Annotated in this window: 18 protein-coding genes; 14 read left to right on the top strand and 4 right to left on the bottom strand. The window is 50.1% G+C overall.

What is annotated here, in order from left to right; translation table 11 throughout:
- Nucleotides 1–100 precede the first annotated feature (100 nt).
- The gene (gene purB / locus O3C79_RS11705; protein ID WP_076462297.1) at nucleotides 101–1,465 is read left to right on the top strand and encodes an adenylosuccinate lyase; all 1,365 of its coding nucleotides are present in this window, start codon (nucleotides 101–103) and stop codon (nucleotides 1,463–1,465) included.
- A 57-nt stretch (nucleotides 1,466–1,522) separates the two neighbouring features.
- On the top strand, nucleotides 1,523–2,356 hold the full coding sequence (locus tag O3C79_RS11710) for an alpha/beta fold hydrolase (protein WP_494383240.1): 834 nt from the start codon (nucleotides 1,523–1,525) through the stop codon (nucleotides 2,354–2,356).
- Between the two features lie 26 nt (nucleotides 2,357–2,382).
- On the opposite strand, the gene O3C79_RS11715 is transcribed toward O3C79_RS11710, so the two are convergent.
- A complete protein-coding gene (locus O3C79_RS11715; RefSeq protein ID WP_494383241.1) occupies nucleotides 2,383–3,195 on the bottom strand; it encodes an HD domain-containing protein in 813 nt (270 codons plus the stop codon).
- A 197-nt stretch (nucleotides 3,196–3,392) separates the two neighbouring features.
- On the opposite strand from O3C79_RS11715, the gene O3C79_RS11720 reads away from it, so the two are divergent.
- From O3C79_RS11720 to O3C79_RS11770, 11 genes are all read left to right on the top strand, one after another.
- Nucleotides 3,393–4,127, top strand: a complete 735-nt coding sequence (locus tag O3C79_RS11720; protein WP_010323183.1) for an RNA methyltransferase — start codon at nucleotides 3,393–3,395, stop codon at nucleotides 4,125–4,127.
- A gap of 71 nt (nucleotides 4,128–4,198) precedes the next feature.
- Nucleotides 4,199–4,462: a hypothetical protein gene (locus tag O3C79_RS11725; protein ID WP_010323182.1), complete on the top strand. Its 264-nt coding sequence runs from the start codon at nucleotides 4,199–4,201 to the stop codon at nucleotides 4,460–4,462.
- Nucleotides 4,452–5,603, top strand: a complete 1,152-nt coding sequence (locus tag O3C79_RS11730) for a cupin domain-containing protein (protein ID WP_494383242.1) — start codon at nucleotides 4,452–4,454, stop codon at nucleotides 5,601–5,603. Before O3C79_RS11725 ends, O3C79_RS11730 begins: the two co-directional genes overlap by 11 nt.
- Nucleotides 5,604–6,109: 506 nt before the next feature.
- Nucleotides 6,110–7,705 carry an isocitrate lyase gene (locus O3C79_RS11735; RefSeq protein ID WP_010323180.1) on the top strand — a complete coding sequence of 532 codons (1,596 nt, stop codon included), beginning with the start codon at nucleotides 6,110–6,112 and terminating at the stop codon, nucleotides 7,703–7,705.
- A 449-nt stretch (nucleotides 7,706–8,154) separates the two neighbouring features.
- Nucleotides 8,155–10,062 (top strand): B12-binding domain-containing radical SAM protein, encoded by a 1,908-nt coding sequence (locus tag O3C79_RS11740; protein ID WP_494383243.1) that lies wholly within the window; start codon nucleotides 8,155–8,157, stop codon nucleotides 10,060–10,062.
- A gap of 203 nt (nucleotides 10,063–10,265) precedes the next feature.
- Nucleotides 10,266–10,592: a hypothetical protein gene (locus O3C79_RS11745; RefSeq protein ID WP_494383244.1), complete on the top strand. Its 327-nt coding sequence runs from the start codon at nucleotides 10,266–10,268 to the stop codon at nucleotides 10,590–10,592.
- 8 nt (nucleotides 10,593–10,600) lie between these two features.
- Nucleotides 10,601–11,785 carry an outer membrane protein assembly factor BamB family protein gene (locus O3C79_RS11750; protein WP_494383245.1) on the top strand — a complete coding sequence of 395 codons (1,185 nt, stop codon included), beginning with the start codon at nucleotides 10,601–10,603 and terminating at the stop codon, nucleotides 11,783–11,785.
- 42 nt (nucleotides 11,786–11,827) lie between these two features.
- Complete coding sequence (locus O3C79_RS11755) at nucleotides 11,828–12,655, top strand: outer membrane protein assembly factor BamB family protein (protein ID WP_494383246.1); 828 nt, start codon at nucleotides 11,828–11,830, stop codon at nucleotides 12,653–12,655.
- Between the two features lie 18 nt (nucleotides 12,656–12,673).
- A complete protein-coding gene (locus O3C79_RS11760) occupies nucleotides 12,674–12,970 on the top strand; it encodes a hypothetical protein (RefSeq protein WP_494383247.1) in 297 nt (98 codons plus the stop codon).
- A gap of 54 nt (nucleotides 12,971–13,024) precedes the next feature.
- Entirely contained in the window at nucleotides 13,025–13,906 is an 882-nt protein-coding gene (locus O3C79_RS11765) for an ankyrin repeat domain-containing protein (RefSeq protein ID WP_494383248.1), read from the top strand.
- Nucleotides 13,907–14,128: 222 nt separating this feature from the next.
- Complete coding sequence (locus tag O3C79_RS11770; RefSeq protein ID WP_494383249.1) at nucleotides 14,129–14,710, top strand: HAD family hydrolase; 582 nt, start codon at nucleotides 14,129–14,131, stop codon at nucleotides 14,708–14,710.
- Nucleotides 14,711–14,787: 77 nt separating this feature from the next.
- Here O3C79_RS11770 and O3C79_RS11775 read toward each other — a convergent pair whose 3' ends face one another.
- Nucleotides 14,788–15,777 carry an alpha/beta hydrolase family protein gene (locus O3C79_RS11775; protein WP_494383250.1) on the bottom strand — a complete coding sequence of 330 codons (990 nt, stop codon included), beginning with the start codon at nucleotides 15,775–15,777 and terminating at the stop codon, nucleotides 14,788–14,790.
- Nucleotides 15,778–15,975: 198 nt separating this feature from the next.
- On the opposite strand from O3C79_RS11775, the gene O3C79_RS11780 reads away from it, so the two are divergent.
- On the top strand, nucleotides 15,976–16,251 hold the full coding sequence (locus tag O3C79_RS11780) for a hypothetical protein (protein WP_494383251.1): 276 nt from the start codon (nucleotides 15,976–15,978) through the stop codon (nucleotides 16,249–16,251).
- Nucleotides 16,252–16,273: 22 nt separating this feature from the next.
- On the opposite strand, the gene O3C79_RS11785 is transcribed toward O3C79_RS11780, so the two are convergent.
- Nucleotides 16,274–17,110 (bottom strand): sulfurtransferase, encoded by an 837-nt coding sequence (locus tag O3C79_RS11785; protein WP_494383252.1) that lies wholly within the window; start codon nucleotides 17,108–17,110, stop codon nucleotides 16,274–16,276.
- Nucleotides 17,111–17,196: 86 nt separating this feature from the next.
- Nucleotides 17,197–17,976 (bottom strand): enoyl-CoA hydratase/isomerase family protein, encoded by a 780-nt coding sequence (locus O3C79_RS11790; protein WP_494383253.1) that lies wholly within the window; start codon nucleotides 17,974–17,976, stop codon nucleotides 17,197–17,199.
- Nucleotides 17,977–18,013: the final 37 nt, after the last annotated feature.

The following is an 18,013-nucleotide window of genomic DNA, read 5'->3' on the forward strand; positions in this document are numbered from 1 at the left end:
AAACACCACCGCCTGTCAGCTTATCGGCATACCCAGTGGCGGCCATTTTCCGTATAATCGCCCCTTCAATGACACAAGCTGATAAGTGAGACTGTGTAACATGGAGCTTTCTGCCCTTACCGCCGTATCCCCGGTTGATGGCCGCTATGGCAGCAAAACTGCTGACCTGCGTGCCGTATTCAGTGAATTCGGTCTAATCCGTTTCCGCGTACAGGTTGAGATCCGTTGGCTGCAACAGCTGGCCTCCCATCCGCAGATTCAGGAAGTACCGGCTCTGAGCGCAGAAGCCAATGCCCTGCTGGACAGCCTGGTCGACAACTTCAGTGTCGAGCATGCCGAGCGCATCAAGGAAATCGAACGTACCACCAACCACGATGTAAAAGCGGTTGAGTACTTCATCAAAGAGCAGATCGCCGACAACGCCGAGTTGATGGCCGTGAACGAATTCGTTCACTTTGCCTGCACCTCTGAAGACATCAACAACCTGTCCCACGCACTGATGCTGCGTCACGGTGTTGAAGTCACCCGTAACCAGATGCAGCAGGTGGCCGATGCCATCGCTGAGCTGGGCCGCGAACATGCCAACCAGCCGATGCTGTGCCGTACCCACGGCCAGACCGCCTCCCCCAGCACAATGGGCAAGGAGATGGCCAACGTTGCTTACCGTCTGCAGCGTCAGCTGAAGCAGATCGATAGCATTGAATTCCTGGGCAAGATTAACGGTGCCGTGGGCAACTACAACGCCCACCTGTCTGCCTACGCCGATATCGACTGGGAAGCCAACGCCAAGTCTTTCGTTGAAAGCCTGGGCCTGACCTGGAACCCGTACACCACTCAGATCGAGCCGCATGACTACATCGCCGAGCTGTTTGATGCGGTTTGCCGTTTCAACACCATCCTGATCGACTTTGATCGCGATGTCTGGGGCTACATCTCACTGGGCTTCTTCAAGCAGAAAACCATCGCTGGAGAAGTGGGCTCATCCACCATGCCGCACAAGGTAAACCCGATCGACTTCGAAAACTCCGAAGGCAACCTGGGCATCGCCAACGCCATCATGCAGCATCTGGCCGCCAAACTGCCGATCTCCCGCTGGCAGCGTGACCTGACCGACTCCACTGTTCTGCGTAACCTGGGTGTTGGTTTCGGCCACAGCCTGATTGCTTACCAGGCGAGCCTGAAAGGCATCAGCAAACTGGAGATCAACGCAGCACGCTTGGCTGAAGATCTCGACAACGCCTGGGAAGTCCTGGCTGAGCCGATCCAGACAGTGATGCGCCGTTACGGCATCGAAAAGCCGTACGAGAAGCTGAAGGATCTGACCCGCGGTAAAGAGATGAATCAGGAAACCATCCAAAACTTCATCGATACCCTGGATATGCCGGACGCGGCCAAAACCGAATTGAAAGCGCTGACACCGGCGCTCTACATCGGTAACGCTGCCGACCAGGCCAAACGCATCTAAGCATTCTCACGGGGCCTTCTGGCCCCGTTTTCATATCTGCATGGAGTCTAGGCACGTATGGAAACCCTGCTCAGTTCCGACCAACACCCTATTCGTTATGTCAGCCTTGGCCGTGGCCAGGCCGTTATTTTTTTGCACGGCTGGACCCGCGCCGCCCAGGATTGGCTGCCCTTCGCCAACGAATTAAGTGATCGCTACCAGACGTTCAGCTGGACGGCCCGAGGCCATGGCCAGTACCCCGCTCCGGCACTGGAAAGCATGCAGATCAGCCGGCTGGCGGATGACCTTGAGCAGATGATGGAACATCACGGTATCCGTGATGCGGTACTGGTTGGGCACTCCATGGGCGCATTGATCGCCTGGGAATATATTCGCAACTACGGTCTGGGCCGTTTGGCCGGCCTCTGCATCATTGATATGACCCCAAAAATGGTGACCGACAGCGACTGGTCACTGGGCATCTATGGTGATTTCGACCATGAGCGGAATCAGTCGCTTATCAAGCGCATGCAGGAAGACTTCGCCGAGGGTGTACTGGAGCTGGCTGCAAACGGACTCAATCCGCGTATTCGCGATGCCTACGCACAAAACAGCCACGGTATTCAGCAGCTGCGTGATTATCTGCGTACGCTCGACAGCGCCGCCATGATCCTCTGCTGGGATTCGCTGGCACAACAGGATTATCGCGGCCTTCAGTCTCAAATCGATCGGCCGGTGCTTATGGTCTACGGCGATACAAGCCAGTTCTACAGCCCTGAAGTACCCGCCTGGATGGAAGCCGAGCTGCCTTGGCCTGAGTTGCATATTTACCCTCAGGCCGATCACTCACCGCAGGTCTGGCACAAGGAACAGTTCGTTCACCATCTCAGCCGCTGGCTAGGCAAGCTGTAGGCTTAGGCTCACGGGCTCCTGCCAACCTATTCTGCTCCAACTGGCTCAAAGTGCGCTGTGGCCTTGTTTTTAGCTTCCAGCCACAAACGCCGTACCAGCACCTTGAGCCCCTCATCACCATGCACCAGCACACCGACTTCCAGCCTCTTCTCCTCCAGATAACAATCCAGTGCGAATTCGGGATCAAAGTGACCGATAGAAGCCAAATTGGAAGCAATATTGGCTAATTTAACGGTATGAACGTCCTTGTCAGCTGAGGCCAAACGATTGCGATAGCGTTGCTTGCGCGCTGCACGCGGTATTCGACTGTTGGCTGACCCGGTCAAGCAACGAACACCATCGGCAATCGATGCACCAAAATCACGCTCGATGTCACGCAAGGTTAAACTGGTCTCTTCCACAGTCGCATGCAGCCATGCCAGGGCTATCCCTCTGGGAGTCACGCTGCTTGAACTGGCAACCAGCCCGGCCACTTCCGCAAGATGTTTCCAATACGGCTCGGCCGTATAACGCCTTTGCTGGCCATGATGGGCTTTCAAGGCATATTCACGCGCCTCTATCAGACATAAAGGCTTGGCGGCGGGTGCGGGTGCGGGTGCGGGTGCGGGTGCGGGTGCGGTAGAAGATTTTAATACTGGCTTGTCTTCAACCTTAGCCACTTCAACCTGATCCTTTGCTTGCAGCGGCTTTACTTCAACTTCACCCGAAACTGCCGGCGTAGCACGATCAGCCGGGGCCACTGTATCAAACAAGTCAGGTCGCCATTTATGAACGTTCTCCTCAGAACCGAGAAGCTCATCTAAACTATGGAGTCCATCCCAGTCGTCATTAGCTGACATAAGAACACCTCATCCATTGAGTCTTTAGTACATAGCCAGGATTGTATTTAACAATAACTGGCTAGCTGCTGAACAGATAACATACATTTGTAGCCTTGGATCAACTACCTGTTCATGCGTCTACTCAATAACAGTATCCCGTTTTCCTGCACCCCATTGCCCCCTATAATGCGGCCATCAAAATTTGCGAGGCCGCTATGCTCGAAAATATCCGCATTGTCATGATTAATACCTTCCACCCCGGCAACATCGGGGCGGCAGCTCGTGCGCTGAAAAATATGGGACTGGGCCAGCTGTGGCTGGTAGACCCGGTTGAATTCCCGCATGAAGACGCTGAGTCCCGCGCAGCCGGTGCCAAAGACCTGCTGGACCAGGCCGTTGTCGTCAACACCGTTGAAGAAGCCATTGCCGATTGCCAGCTGGTGATCGGTACCAGCGCCCGCCAGCGCAGCTTCGACCAGCCATTGATGGATGCGGAACAGGCCGCCATGATGATGACGGATGAAGCCCGCAATGGTCAGGTCGCTATCCTGTTCGGCCGCGAAACAATGGGGCTGACCAATGAAGAGATGATGCTGTGCCATCGACACCTATTCATTGATGCCAACGAAGACTACCCGGTTCTCAATATTGCCCAGGCCATTCAGCTGGTGAGCTACGAACTGCGTCGTGCATCCAAACAGGCGGACAAACTACCCGAGCCTGCGCCCTACCCGCGCCAGCAGGAAATGACACTGTTCTACGAGCACCTGGAAAAGGTATTGCGCCGCACCAGCTTTATTATCCCGCAGCACGAAGGCCGCGTAATGGACAAGCTGCGACGCTACTTCAACCGCACACGTCCGGAAAAGGCAGAGCTGGGAATGTTGCGCGGCATCCTGACTTCGGTTGAGGAAGTGCTGGAGCGTGAAGTCGATAACACCAAAAGTTGACTGGCCAGCGGGGCTTAAGCCTCGTTAAAGTAAGGTTATACAACAACGATATCTGGACCTGGGGAGAGAGCATGAGCCATTCCAACTCACTCAATGAACTGGCCGCACAGGCGGAAGCTCTGCGTGACAGCCTGAGCCAAACCGCCAAGGACTTCGAGCAGTTCGAGTTCAACGTACGCGGTGTACATGAATGCATGGAACGTATCCAGAAGTGTATGCGTATGGTGGGTAATGACCGCAAGGCCGCCCTTTCTGCCCGTGACACCCGCAAAGTCATGGCCGAGATGGAAGATGCTGTCGCAGAAATGTCGGGGTTACTGAACCTTGATCGCTGAAATCAACTGGGGTGACCTTTCCGCCGAGCGTTTCCTGAGCGAATACTGGCAGAAAAAGCCGCTGCTAATCCGTAACGCCTTTCCTGACTTCGAACCCTGCATCAGTGCTGATGAGCTGGCCGGCCTGGCCTGCGAAGAGGACATTGAATCGCGACTGATCGAAACCGACCCGAATAACGGTGACTGGTCGCTTGAGCACGGCCCCTTTGCCGAAGACCGCTTCGCGTCTCTGGGTGCCAAACCCTGGACCCTTCTGGTGCAGGCTGTCGATCATTGGGTACCCGAAGTGGCACCACTGATGCAAGCCTTTGACTTTATTCCGAGCTGGCGCCGTGATGACTTGATGATCAGTTACGCCAGTGATGGTGGTGGTGTCGGCCCCCATTACGATAACTATGATGTATTTCTGCTGCAGGCAGAAGGTGTTCGTCGTTGGGAGTTCGGTGGTCTGTACGGCGAAGACTCGCCGCGCCGTGAGAACACGCCAGTGATGATTCTGCCGGAATGGCACTCCGAAGAAAGCTTCGACCTGCACCCCGGCGACATGCTGTACCTGCCCCCGCGTGTTGGACATAACGGCGTCGGGGTGGGAGATGGCTGCATGACCTGGTCTATCGGCTTCCGCGCCCCATCCCATGCCGAAATCCTGCAGGGGCTGAGCAGTCACCTGAACGATAGCCTCAGCAGCGACCTGCGTTATGAAGACCCTGACCTGAGCATCCCTGACAACCCGGGTGAAATGGATGCCCAGGCCATTCAGCGCGTACGCAAGGCGCTGTCTCAGTACCTGAATGATGATGCCTTGCTGGCCAACTGGCTGGGGCGTGCCATGACCGATCCAAAGTATCCAGACCTGGCCGGTGGTGATCACGACTGGACGCAATCGGAGGTTGATGAGCAGTCGGCTGAAGGCGCTACCGTTTTTCTAAGCGAAGGCGCGCGTCTTGCCTTCCATCGCTTCAGCGAGGATCACCTGGTGCTGTTTGCAGACGGTCAATCTCATGATCTTTACGCACCTGCAGCAATCACCTTCGCCTGTGAAATCTGTGCTCAGGGCCAGGCAAACCTTAGCCCTGAGACCGAGCTTTCAGCTCTGGTTACAAGCCTGTTAAATCAGGGCTCTGTGTACCTCGAAGACTGATTTAACAGGCCTCCGTAATACCCAAGCCACCTCCTTGCGAGGTGGCTTTTTTGTATCTGCTCGACTTTGGTCGTAAGAGAAACCATTATAAGCTGTTGAAATTGCGAATTTTTCAGGAAATGTAGTAAACCCTTTATAGAATTTTATGGAATATTAAAGATGCTGGTTATTCCATATATTTTTTGTAAATTTGTCTTTTTAATCCTCATACCAAAGTGGCTAAGCCTTTGGTTTTAGCGCCTCAAAACTGCGTGGCTTCTGGCCTGCAGAGATTTTACGTCGTGAAACCGGCTGTAGTCATTTTACAGTTTTGTCATCATCCCGAGTGTAGTCTGACTACATCTTTTTTGCTCTGCACAAAATCGCTTTGACTCCTAGAATTGGGAGGATCATCATTCGTTCCAACACATCGGGACTGCCCCAAACAGTCCGGATGCAAGATCAGGGATTGGCTACCGTCGCCCGTCCCGACATTACCTAAACACAAACACTGTGAAGGAATGACCATGTCAGCTTACAAAAATGAGATCGACGCCATCGCAACCGCTCGCACTGCTGCGGGTGACTCTTGGGAAGCGATCAACCCTGAATACGCTGCTCGCATGCGTCTGCAGAACCGTTTCAAAACCGGTCTGGACATTGCCCGCTACACCGCCAAGATCATGCGCCAGGACATGGCCGACTACGACGCAGACACTGCGCAGTACACCCAGTCCCTGGGCTGCTGGCATGGTTTCATCGGTCAGCAGAAACTGATCGCGATCAAGAAGCACTTCGGTAGCACCAACAAGCGTTACCTGTACCTGTCCGGTTGGATGATCGCTGCACTGCGTTCTGAGTTCGGTCCGCTGCCCGACCAGTCCATGCACGAAAAAACATCTGTACCGTCTCTGATCGAAGAGCTGTACACCTTCCTGCGTCAGGCTGACGCTCGTGAACTGGGCGGCCTGTTCCGTCAGCTGGACGACGCTCGCGAAGCTGGCGACGCAGCTAAAGAAGCTGAACTGCAGGGTCAGATCGACAACTTCCAGACTCACGTAGTGCCGATCATCGCTGACATCGACGCCGGTTTCGGTAACGAAGAAGCAACTTACCTGCTGGCCAAGAAAATGATCGAAGCCGGTGCCTGTGCGATCCAGATCGAAAACCAGGTATCTGACGAGAAACAGTGTGGCCACCAGGACGGTAAAGTAACCGTTCCGCACGCCGACTTCCTGGCCAAGATCCGCGCCGTACGCTACGCGTTCCTGGAGCTGGGTGTTGAAGACGGTGTTATCGTTGCACGTACCGACTCCCTGGGTGCTGGCCTGACCAAGCAGATCGCTGTTACTAACGAACCGGGCGACCTGGGCGACCAGTACAACAGCTTCCTGGACGGCGACTACATCGAGAGCGCTGCCGACATCGACAACGGTGACGTGGTTGTTAAGGCTAACGGCAAGCTGCTGAAGCCGAAGCGTCTGGCCTCTGGCCTGTTCCAGTTCAAGAAAGGTTCTGGCGAAGACCGCGTAGTTCTGGACTGCATCACGTCTCTGCAGAACGGTGCTGACCTGCTGTGGATCGAAACCGAGAAGCCGCACGTTGGTCAGATCGCTGGCATGGTTAACCGCATCCGTGAAGCAGTGCCGAATGCCAAGCTGGTTTACAACAACAGCCCGTCCTTCAACTGGACTCTGAACTTCCGTCAGCAGGTATTCGATGCCATGGCTGAAGCTGGTCAGGACGTATCTGCCTACGACCGCGCTAACCTGATGAGCGTTGAGTACGACGAGACTGAACTGGCTGCAGCTGCAGACGAGAAGATCCGTACCTTCCAGGCCGACGCTGCCCGTGAAGCAGGTATCTTCCACCACCTGATCACACTGCCGACTTACCACACTGCGGCCCTGTCTACTGACAACCTGGCCAAAGAGTACTTCGGTGAAGCTGGCATGCTTGGCTACGTGGCTGGCGTACAGCGTAAGGAAATCCGTCAGAGCATCGCATGTGTTAAGCACCAGAACATGGCTGGTTCTGACATGGGCGACGATCACAAAGAGTACTTCTCTGGTGACGCTGCACTGAAAGCTTCCGGTAAAGACAACACTATGAACCAGTTCTAATTTGGTTCAGTAGCCCCTTGTTTATCAAGGGGTTACAAAACACAAACATTTCCGTGTGCCATTAGTGTGCGAAATGTTGAAGAGCCGCACCATTCTTCCCCGAGATGGTGCGGTTTTTTTATTGCACTTTCCAACCCATGTGCGGCCAAAACGACATCGCCCCCCTCCATCAATGTCAGCCCCGATAAACCCAGCCCTCTAATCGTTAAACACTACAGCCTGTGCTACTTGACGGGCCATCAGCCTGGTTTACAGCTAATTCAGAGACTTGAGTTGAAAGCCTCAAAGGCCACAAACACTGTAGATTCAAGTAGTACGTATATAGCGCATTTGCTAGGATCCACACTTGTTTTGGTGACCGTCAGGGTCGCCACGCTCGGTGACACCCGAGCTCTCAAGGCTTTTGATCTGCAGGCTGGCTAATGACCGTTCTTCTCATGACTCCCCCAATGACCCAGTTGAATACGCCCTACCCGGCAACCGCGTATTTAACGGGCTTTTTACGTTCTCGCGGGTATGAGGCGGTACAGCGGGATCCGGCTATCGAGCTGTTTCTTGAGATGATGACAGCCCCTGCGCTGGAAATTATTCGTCAGCATGTTGAAGCCAACTACGAGCAGTTTGAGGATGATGAGCTGCCGCCAGTGATCTTCAACTTCCTGGCCGAGTTTGATCGTTACCAACAAACCGTTGAAGCAGCGATCCGCTTCTTGCAGGGCAAAGACCCCAGCCTGGCACTGCGCATCAATTCGCGTCGTTTCTTGCCGGAGGGACCGGCATTTGACGCCATTGCACAGATGGAAGCCGTTTCCGGTGATGTATTGAAAGCCGCTTTTGGTAACCTGGGCGTACAGGACAAAGCCAAATACCTGGCCACCCTGTTCATCAACGACCTGTCAGCTGTCATCACCCAGGGAGTTGACCCCTATTTTGAGGTGAGCCGTTATGGTGAGCAACTGGCAGCAGCAAATCCAAGCTTCGACAACCTCTATGACACGCTGATGGATGAGCCGAGCTTCAGCTCGGAAATCCTGGAACAGCTGGTCGAGCAGTATCTTGAAGAGACACAACCCTCGGTTGTTGCACTCACAGTCCCCTTCCCCGGCAACATGCTGGGCGCATTGCGCATTGCGCAAACCTGCAAGGCCGTCGACCCTGATATCCCGGTCGTCATGGGAGGCGGCTTTATCAATACCGAGCTGCGTGCCCTAAAGGATCCTCGCGTTTTCGAATTTGTCGACTTCATCTGTCTGGATGATGGCGAACGTCCCTTTATGACGCTGCTGGAATTCCTGGGCGGGCAGCGTGAAATAGATGACCTGGTCCGCACCTACTTCCTTGCCGAAGATGAAGATGGCGAGCCATACGTCCACTTCAATGAGAACAAGGCGCTGCATGACATACCGCAGTCCGAGGTCGGGGCGCCGGTATATGATGGCCTGCCGCTGGGCGAGTACCTGTCCCTGTGTGAGATGCTCAACCCCATGCACCGTATCTGGAGTGATGGGCGCTGGAACAAGCTGACCATCGCGCATGGCTGTTATTGGCGCAAATGCAGCTTTTGTGACGTCAGTCTGGACTACATTGACCGCTACGATGCCGCCAGTGCCGATGAACTGGTCGACAGAATCGAAGAACTCATCGAAGAGACCGGACAATCAGGCTTCCACTTCGTCGATGAGGCGCTGCCACCCAAGCTTACGTTTGCCTTGGCGCAGAGGCTGATTGAACGCAATGTGGTGATCAGCTGGTGGGGCAACATCCGTTTTGAAAAAACCTTTACCCCCGAGCGTTGCCAGCTGTTGGCTGACTCGGGTTGTATCGCAGTCAGTGGCGGTCTGGAAGTTGCTTCGGATCGTCTGCTGAAACTGATGAAAAAAGGCGTTAGCGTTGAACAGGTCGCCCGCGTGACCAAGGCTTTCAGCGATGCAGGTATCCTGGTACATGCCTATTTGATGTATGGCTTCCCAACCCAAACTGAGCAGGAAACCGTCGATTCTCTGGAGATGGTACGGCAAATGATGCAGCAGGGCTGTTTCCAATCCGCGTACTGGCATCGCTTCGTCGCCACTGTACATAGCCCGATCGGCATGTACCCCGAACAGTACGGCATTACCCTGGTCGAACCTGACGAGATCCTGTTTGCTGAAAACGATGTCGAATTTATCGACCCGACCGGTACTGATCATGAAATGCTGGGTGAAGGGTTGCGTAAAGCAATTTATAACTTCATGCATGGCATCGGCTTCGATCAGCCGATGAGCTTCTGGTTCGAGCAGGCAGTACCAAGTACACAGGTTCGTCCCGACCTCATCACCAACGCAGTCAATAATTTGATTTTAAGCAGTGAGTACTGATCTAAGCTATTGCTGCATTAAAGAATATGGATGCCCCTGACGTAAACAAGCTTCAGGCCGGTTAACACATTGGTCTTGTGAACAGGCATCAGTTTTCTACGTGTGTTAATGCTTACAAATTGCGATATAGTACGCTTGGCTATCAGGATGTAGCCCGACTCAGGTTTCAATCATTGTGAGTCACGATCAACAAGGAATGTTTCATGAACAAGCCCTCTATACGTGCGGGCGAAACCCACACACGCCCTGCTACCGCCGTTAAAACGGCTGTTGTCGCTGAGCCGATCTCCAGCGATCCCTCTTCATTATTATTTAATAAGCGACCGCTTGCTCGTATCCAAAAACCAGCTGCTCACGGAGAAATAACCTTCAAGGACTCTGAGTCTGCTCAAAATCAGAATTCATCTCCAGCTAACTCCAGTAAACGAACCACTAGCTACTCTAGTCACCTCAACCAATCTGGAGACTGGATTATCAGATCAAAGTCATGCACGCTCCAGCGCATCGAAAACTATAAAACACGAAAATGAAAAGCTTTATGATGCGTAATATTATTATATGGGTGATGATATTAGTTTCATTTACAATGTTTTTTAATTATATTTCTAATTACAAAAAAAATAAATATGAGATATGGAGCTATTCATTACCAGAATTTTCCACAAGCCCAATCATAATATTTGATGACACCCTTTATTTTACAGATAAAAAAAACAAGATATATTCACTTTCAAAAAACGGCCATCTTAATTGGAAAATAGATTTAAAATGCCCACTACAAAAAAAAATAATTGTAACTAAAGATCATGTATTAACACGAACAAATGCTTCATATATAACATTTTACCCTCGCAGCACAAAGGACTGTAAAAATCCTGAGAAACTACACATAATAAATCGAAAAAATGGCCTACTAGATAGCATCACAAAAACAAAAGTACTTTCGTATCAAAAAATCGCAGACGAAATTTATTATTCAACAACAACTGAACTTTTTAAATTTAACATAGAACAAAAAAAACAAATAAAATTTTTTGATTTCAACTTGAATGATGTAAGACTAGGCGGCTTTGATTCTGATTTCTATATCAATAAACTTAATCTTTATATGAAAAATCAATATCAAGATGTATTCGCCATAGATACTGAAAATAAGAAGGTTGTATGGCGCTTCACTTCTGAATGGCGACTTGGTGAAGAAGATTCAATTGATCAAGGCCAAAGATCAAAATCACTCATTTATGATGATGGCGTAATTTATACTGTTAATAAAATCCAACACTCAACGGCCGCTGACGTTTATGCGTTTGACGCTAACACTGGTCGTATTCTAGGTCGCCGTCATATTGAAGCTGGCGCAAGCCCAGGGCGTTTATCTTCATCGAGCCGAAATATTTATGTTTCATCCAATGATGGACGCGTACATGCTCTTTCAAAACGAAACCTCTACCCTGTGTGGGATGTACCTGTGCGAGGTAGAGTTTTAGGAGCTTTAGTGCCCTATGAAGGGAGAGTATATGCTGGAACACAAGCCGGAGGAGTTATTGGCCTTGATGAAAAAACAGGTAAGAGAGTTTATTACTACCCTACCAGGCATCCAATCCCGGGAACCCCAGCTATCGAAGATGGGATTATTTACTTTGCTACAAATGGCGGCTCCATTCATGCGGTGCGCCTACCTGAAGATCATACTTCAGCTTCTACCGGTGGTAAAACCAGGTGATCATCTTATAGATTTATAAACATAACTTTACCATAAAACAACATGCATACTTCAGAAATAATTAAAATCAACATCAAGAAAAACACGAAACATTCAATCAGATTACTATCTTTACTATTAATTATAGCCTCAAGCGTTTCATATGGAGCGACGCTTTATAGAGGGGACTATTCGCAGTCAAGCCACTACAAAAACATAAAAAAAGAGTATCGAGGAGATATAAAATGGGATGTAGAACTATCAAAGCATGCTATCTTGATTTCTCCAATTGTCGATAGCCAGAACGTATATGTAACAAGTAATGATAATAAATTATTTTCTATAGATAAATCAAATGGAAATCTTAACTGGTCGCGCCACCTTGAGTACCCCATAACATCTCAGCTTTTCATTTTCGGAGAAACATTAATAGATGGAAATAATAATGGTGAGATTATATTCTTTAACATCAATAATGGCAAGAAGGAAAAAACGATCCAAAAAGAAGGATCAATATTTGGCCCATTTATAAAGAGTGGAGATTATCTTATAGCAGGTAATAACGAAGGCATTATTTATTCTATAAATATTAAAACCCTAAAAGAAAAAAGCCAAATACAACTAAATACACAGATAGGGCCACCTCTTTTTTTTAAATCAAAGCTTATCATTCCAAGTTCCTCAACCTGCTGCGGGGCGATCATTAATATTTATGATTTTATCGATGGGACCTTTGGAGAACCAGCACAATTTCAAACTGAACTTAACTATTTGTCACTACCAATTTTAGTCGATGGAAAAATGTATGCCTCTGGTTTTGGGAGTAGAGGCTCTTTAACAAAAGTGACCGTTTTTGATTTGTTAAAAGAAAATTATCAAGAATTATTTTAAATAGAAACAACCTCACATTTGGCATCCAATGGTGAAGCAATAATATTCACAGATAAAAAATCCATTTATGCCATGGACAATAATCATGATCTGCTTTGGGGTTATGATTTAGGAGAATTTATTACCCGATATGCTAGCCTTTCACACAACAATGCTTATATACCTACACAAAAAAGCATACATGGCTTTTCCATAAAGAATGGCGATTTGAAATGGACCCACGAGAGCCCATACGTTATTTCAACTGCCTTAATTTTGGATAAAAAAGCCTTATATTATGGAACAAAAGAAGGACGATTAGTTGCATTAGAATAAATTTCACCCTTGATTTTTTATTTAAAATAACTTAGATATTAAATTTTAATAGCCATGAAAATCTCATACTTTAGTATTTTATTAATATTTTTAACCAGTACTAACACCTTCGCCAAATGCGTTTGTGAGCGATATAATGACCCGAACACCCCCGTCAATGTGGCAATCATAGATTTAATCAGAGGAAATAATACAACTGCAATCAATCTCCTGAAAAAAACAAACAGCCCAAATATTTCTAATTCCTGCGGCGCCGTAATTTTACTTATTTCTTCTATCTATAACGATAAAGAAGTCACTAGTTTATTTCTAAAAGCAGGGGCTGACCCAAACATGGCCAGTTTAAAAGGTTTGACTCCCATAGAAAATGCCGCGCAATGGTCCAGTAACGAAGTTCTATCAATGCTAATCGATGCAGGTGCTAACCCTAACCCCAAAATACTCGATTGCTCCAAAAACTCACTCTATAACACACCTCTACTTCTTGCAGCAATCAACAACAACATTGAAGGTGTAAAGATTCTTCTGAAAAGTGGTGCTGACTTCAACCACAGAAACATCAATGGCTTGAATGTCTTTCACATTTTAGTCTCAAGTAATAACACTGAAACGCTTAACGATATAATAGAATCAATCTCGGAAAAAAAGCTAAAGAATAGTATAGCCAATGGAATAATATTTCAAACTTCCGCCACCAATGGGAAAGAAGACCAATTGGAATTTTTCTTATCTAAATCATTTGACCCTAATTTTAGTATAGATGACAGCGCCCCATATAACACACCTCTTTTAATAGCTGCATTAAATAAGAATATAGCCTCTGTCAAGATTCTAATTAAGTATGGTGCGAATATTGATTACACAAACAACAAAGGGTTTAACCTTAAACGAATCATAAAAGAAAAAAATATTAATGAGTTGAATTATCTACTTTGATTATATATGTAATAATTTTCACTTTTATTTATATCTTCGATTCAATTTACCGCAATACCGCTACTAATCCCGCATGCGGCTAAATCAGTTACACTGTATTAGTGTGTGGAATCGCCTAATGTGAACCAATCATCAGGCGCTCTACGTATAGACTTTTAATAACTTGAATTCATCCACCCTAAGCTGATGGATGAAACAATTCGACTGCCCAGAGGCTCCCGCGTGAAACAGCTACAAGGCATCATTTTCGACCTCGATGGCACCCTCGTGTCATCTTCTCTTGATTTTCCGGCTATCAAGCGGGAGATTGGCTGCCCTGTCGATGCGGATGTGCTGACTTACTTAAAGACTCAGCCTGAAGACATACAGAAAGCCGCCATGGAAGTGATTCATCGGCATGAGCGGCTGGATGCAGAAAGCTGTGAGTGGATTCCTGGTGCTCGGTCATTTGTTGAGGCCTGCCATCAACAAGGGATTCCCATGGCCATTGTGACGCGTAACTCCCTGAAGTCGTCTCAGGCCAAAATCGAGCGCAATTCCATCCCGATTGAACGAGTTATCACGCGAGAAAACTCCAAGCCCAAGCCGGACCCGTCTGCCCTGCTCCAGGTTGCAGAGGAGTTTGGTCTATCACCCGAGTCGATGCTCATGGTCGGAGATTACCGTTATGACCTGGAAGCAGGCCGCAACGCGAACATGAAGTCCTGCCTGGTGAATTTCACCACCCTGCCCGATTATTCCCACCTGGCGGATTACACCTTTGAACATTTCGGCATGCTGCACCGAGCCATGTTTGGTAACTGAAGAGTGTTTAAACGTGAGAGGTGCCCTGCCTCCAGGGCACTCGTATAAACCACAAGGCTGGATTCAACAACATCGGCTTACAGCTGCAAAACCTTATCAAAGAAATCAACCAGTGCGCTGTTCAGCTGCTCATGAAAAGCACCGCGATCAAAGCCTTCAGCATCGACACACACCATATTCCAAATGCGCGGGTTGTGCTCTTTAAGCTTGGGATTGCATTCAGCCAGGAAGGAAAAGTGTCCGGCTTTCTCGACTACATGCGTTTCTACAACGTTCGGCAGATGCAATGCCAGTTTGGCGCCGTTGGTCTTATGCGGAACCCGAACATCCACTGCACCCGACCAGAGCTGAACAGGAGTCTTCACTGCCGCCAAGGCAGATTCGTCAAACATGTAGCTCAAGCCCGGTGCCGCAATGCTAATCGCTTTGATGCGGTCATCCCCCGCCACGGCCTGTACCTCTTTGCCCAAGGAGTCGGGATCGATCCCCTCCAACATGCCGATTTCGCAAGTAAATTCCTGCGGATTGCTCTCGCAATGCTGCAGTGCCTGCTGGAAATCAGGTACTGCACCTGCCGCTACCAGCGCGGTATAACCGCCTGCCGAGAAGCCATAAACACCAATCCTCTCGGCCGCGATATGCTCTGCCGCAGGCCAGTCTTCCAACATGTAATCGATAACCGTTGAAATATCGGCTGGGCGGGACACCAGCCACTCTGCCGTGCTCGCCGATTCATCCTCGCTGTTATTGCCCGGATGTTCAGGGGCCGCGACGATATATCCGGCCTCCGCCAGTTCAAGCGCAGCATCGGCATGTCCACCCATCCAGCCACCATAGCCATGTGACAGGATAACCAGCGGCAGATGATCACCAGAGACCTTGGCATTCAGCGCCAGTGCCTGGCGGAAAGGTGAGTTGATAGCCTTGGGTACAAGCGCATCAGCGGGATACCAGATACCCACCTGGATTGGGGTTGGAGCGTTGATGGATACACGTTCAAATCCAACCGCCAGCGTCTGCAGCGGCCAGACGATAATCGCGAGCAACAGTGATAAGTGGAGTTTCATGGCTTGTCCCTAAGTCTCCAGTGACTAAAACGGCTCCTGGCCGAAAAGCCGTCGACTTTATCACAGCTTGCCTGCCAACAAGTTACCTGTAACAGGTTTGGTTTTTGGAGCTTAAAAGCCTTTGTCTATTCTGTAACCAAGGGTTCACGGACTGGTTTTAGTGTATTCATCACCATACAGTGATGAGGGTAGGCAGCAGTGAAGCTTGAGCGGAAAGATAAAGCGTTTGTAGCCTGGTGGATTGATCATCAGTTCACGACCAAGGCACATTTCCCGGATGCCGGCTGTAAGCCGGGCAGTAAGCTCAAACAGCCAACCAAGAAGCACCTCAAAGCTTACAAGACCTGGCGCAAGCTGCCATTGAAGGTCAGTAAGCTTCAAGCGTGGATGGACGAGTGGCTGAATGAGCACGACAAACAAGCGCTAATGCATTCCATGAAGCGCCAGCATAAAGATCACCCACCCTGGTCGTGAGTCACCGGGGCCGAAAGACAGATTACTCGATTGGCAAGTTCTCATCAGCGCCCCACTCCGACCAGGAGCCATCATAGAGGCTAAGGTTGTCATGGCCTGCAATTGCAGCAGCCAACAGGATAATGCATGCCGTGATACCTGAGCCACAGCTGAAAACACTCGACCGTTCGGCTGCCATGGGCAGTTGGCTGAAGAGTTCCGCCAGCTCATGGTCGGGTTTGAATTCGATATCGTTGAGCACCTGAGTGAAGGGCAAGTTGATGGAACCCGGTATATGGCCTGAGCGCAATCCGGGCCTTGGCTCTTCTGCTTCACCGAGAAAGCGAGCCTGGGCGCGTGCATCCAGAATATTCAGCTGGCCCTTGCCCAACCTCTGTAACAAATACCCCGCGTCGCGCACGCTCTCATCCAGAAAACTCACACTCGGCACCTCATCCAGGCTAACCGGTGGTTTCAACTTATCTGTCAGAGCACGCCCTTCGGCCATCCATTTTGGCAGCCCGCCATCCAATACATATACCTGATCAAACCCGAAAGCCTTGAAAATCCACCAGGCGCGAGGTGAGGCGTAAATACCCTGGTTGTCGTAAATCACGACGGTGGTATCTGCTGTAATTCCCTGCCTCTGTGCTTCCCTTGCAAACTGCTCGGATGTTGGAAAGGCATGCACCAGGTCCGAGTTCAAATCACAGAGTTCCTGCTCCAGATTGATGAACTGGCTGCCGGGTATATACACCGGTGTGTCATAGGTGATGGGCTCTTTGCCAATCACCTTGCTCATGCTGGCATCCAGTATTACCAGCCCTTCCCGGTCAAGATTATCCTGCAGCCACTGGGTGCTAACGATGGGCGATGTCATAGGCGCAAATCCTTATAATTCGGTGTGAATCCCTGAAGCTCAGCCTAACGAAAACATCGCCCCTTGTCTCCGAGATAACACTGCCTTCAGGACGCCCCAGCATTTGACTCTTTTGCGGTTTTACGAGCCTTGAACGCATTGACGGCCGCCGCAAACTCTTCACCCTGCAGCGCCGTCACTAGCTGGTCCAGCTCCCGACTCATCGCACCATCAATTGATGCCTGCTCTGATTGTCGCATCAGTTTCTTCGCCGCCTGCATCGCCTTCGGCGGCGCGGAAGCCAGCCGTTCTGCATAGGCCAGGGCAGACGCCAGCGCCTCACCATCTGCGACGACCCGATTGATCAACCCGGCATCTGCCGCTGCCTGTGCCTCCAAGCGCTCGCCCAGCAACAGCAATTCCGAGGCTTTCTGTCGCCCTGCCAGCTGTGGCAGGATCCAGGTTGATGCAAACTCAGGACAGATGCCCAAATGGACAAACGGCATTTGTAACCAGCTGCTTTCACCCGCAACCACCAGGTCGCAATGCATCAGCAGCGTGCAGCCAATGCCCACGCCGTGTCCTTCCACCGCTGCTACAACAGGTTTCTGTAACCGGTTGAATTGCTGCATAAACCGGTACACCGGATGTTCGCTATCGCGAATAGGATTTTCCAGGAAATCATTCAGGTCGTTGCCGCTGCAAAACACCTTGGATGATCCCGTGAATACCAGTGCACGCACGCTCTCATCTTCATCCGCCGCTTTCAGTTCAGCGATCAGCGCTTCGTAAATCTGGCTTGTCAGTGCATTTTTGCGTGCAGGGTTATCCAGTCTCAATAACCTGACTGCCCCCTGTGTTTCAACCGATACACCCGTGCTGCTCATTTTGCATATCTCCCTTCACAGTACCGGGACCCTACGG

This window comes from Marinobacterium sp. NO-S09, from assembly GCF_059179545.1.

What these genes read in the sequence shown, in the direction of transcription:
- purB (WP_076462297.1), top strand. Translation starts at nt 101, where the DNA reads ATGGAGCTTTCTGCCCTTACCGCCGTATCCCCGGTTGATGGCCGCTAT.
- O3C79_RS11710 (WP_494383240.1), top strand. Translation starts at nt 1,523, where the DNA reads ATGGAAACCCTGCTCAGTTCCGACCAACACCCTATTCGTTATGTCAGC.
- O3C79_RS11715 (WP_494383241.1), bottom strand. Translation starts at nt 3,195, where the DNA reads ATGTCAGCTAATGACGACTGGGATGGACTCCATAGTTTAGATGAGCTT.
- O3C79_RS11720 (WP_010323183.1), top strand. Translation starts at nt 3,393, where the DNA reads ATGCTCGAAAATATCCGCATTGTCATGATTAATACCTTCCACCCCGGC.
- O3C79_RS11725 (WP_010323182.1), top strand. Translation starts at nt 4,199, where the DNA reads ATGAGCCATTCCAACTCACTCAATGAACTGGCCGCACAGGCGGAAGCT.
- O3C79_RS11735 (WP_010323180.1), top strand. Translation starts at nt 6,110, where the DNA reads ATGTCAGCTTACAAAAATGAGATCGACGCCATCGCAACCGCTCGCACT.
- O3C79_RS11740 (WP_494383243.1), top strand. Translation starts at nt 8,155, where the DNA reads ATGACCCAGTTGAATACGCCCTACCCGGCAACCGCGTATTTAACGGGC.
- O3C79_RS11745 (WP_494383244.1), top strand. Translation starts at nt 10,266, where the DNA reads ATGAACAAGCCCTCTATACGTGCGGGCGAAACCCACACACGCCCTGCT.
- O3C79_RS11750 (WP_494383245.1), top strand. Translation starts at nt 10,601, where the DNA reads ATGATGCGTAATATTATTATATGGGTGATGATATTAGTTTCATTTACA.
- O3C79_RS11755 (WP_494383246.1), top strand. Translation starts at nt 11,828, where the DNA reads ATGCATACTTCAGAAATAATTAAAATCAACATCAAGAAAAACACGAAA.
- O3C79_RS11765 (WP_494383248.1), top strand. Translation starts at nt 13,025, where the DNA reads ATGAAAATCTCATACTTTAGTATTTTATTAATATTTTTAACCAGTACT.
- O3C79_RS11775 (WP_494383250.1), bottom strand. Translation starts at nt 15,777, where the DNA reads ATGAAACTCCACTTATCACTGTTGCTCGCGATTATCGTCTGGCCGCTG.
- O3C79_RS11785 (WP_494383252.1), bottom strand. Translation starts at nt 17,110, where the DNA reads ATGACATCGCCCATCGTTAGCACCCAGTGGCTGCAGGATAATCTTGAC.
- O3C79_RS11790 (WP_494383253.1), bottom strand. Translation starts at nt 17,976, where the DNA reads ATGAGCAGCACGGGTGTATCGGTTGAAACACAGGGGGCAGTCAGGTTA.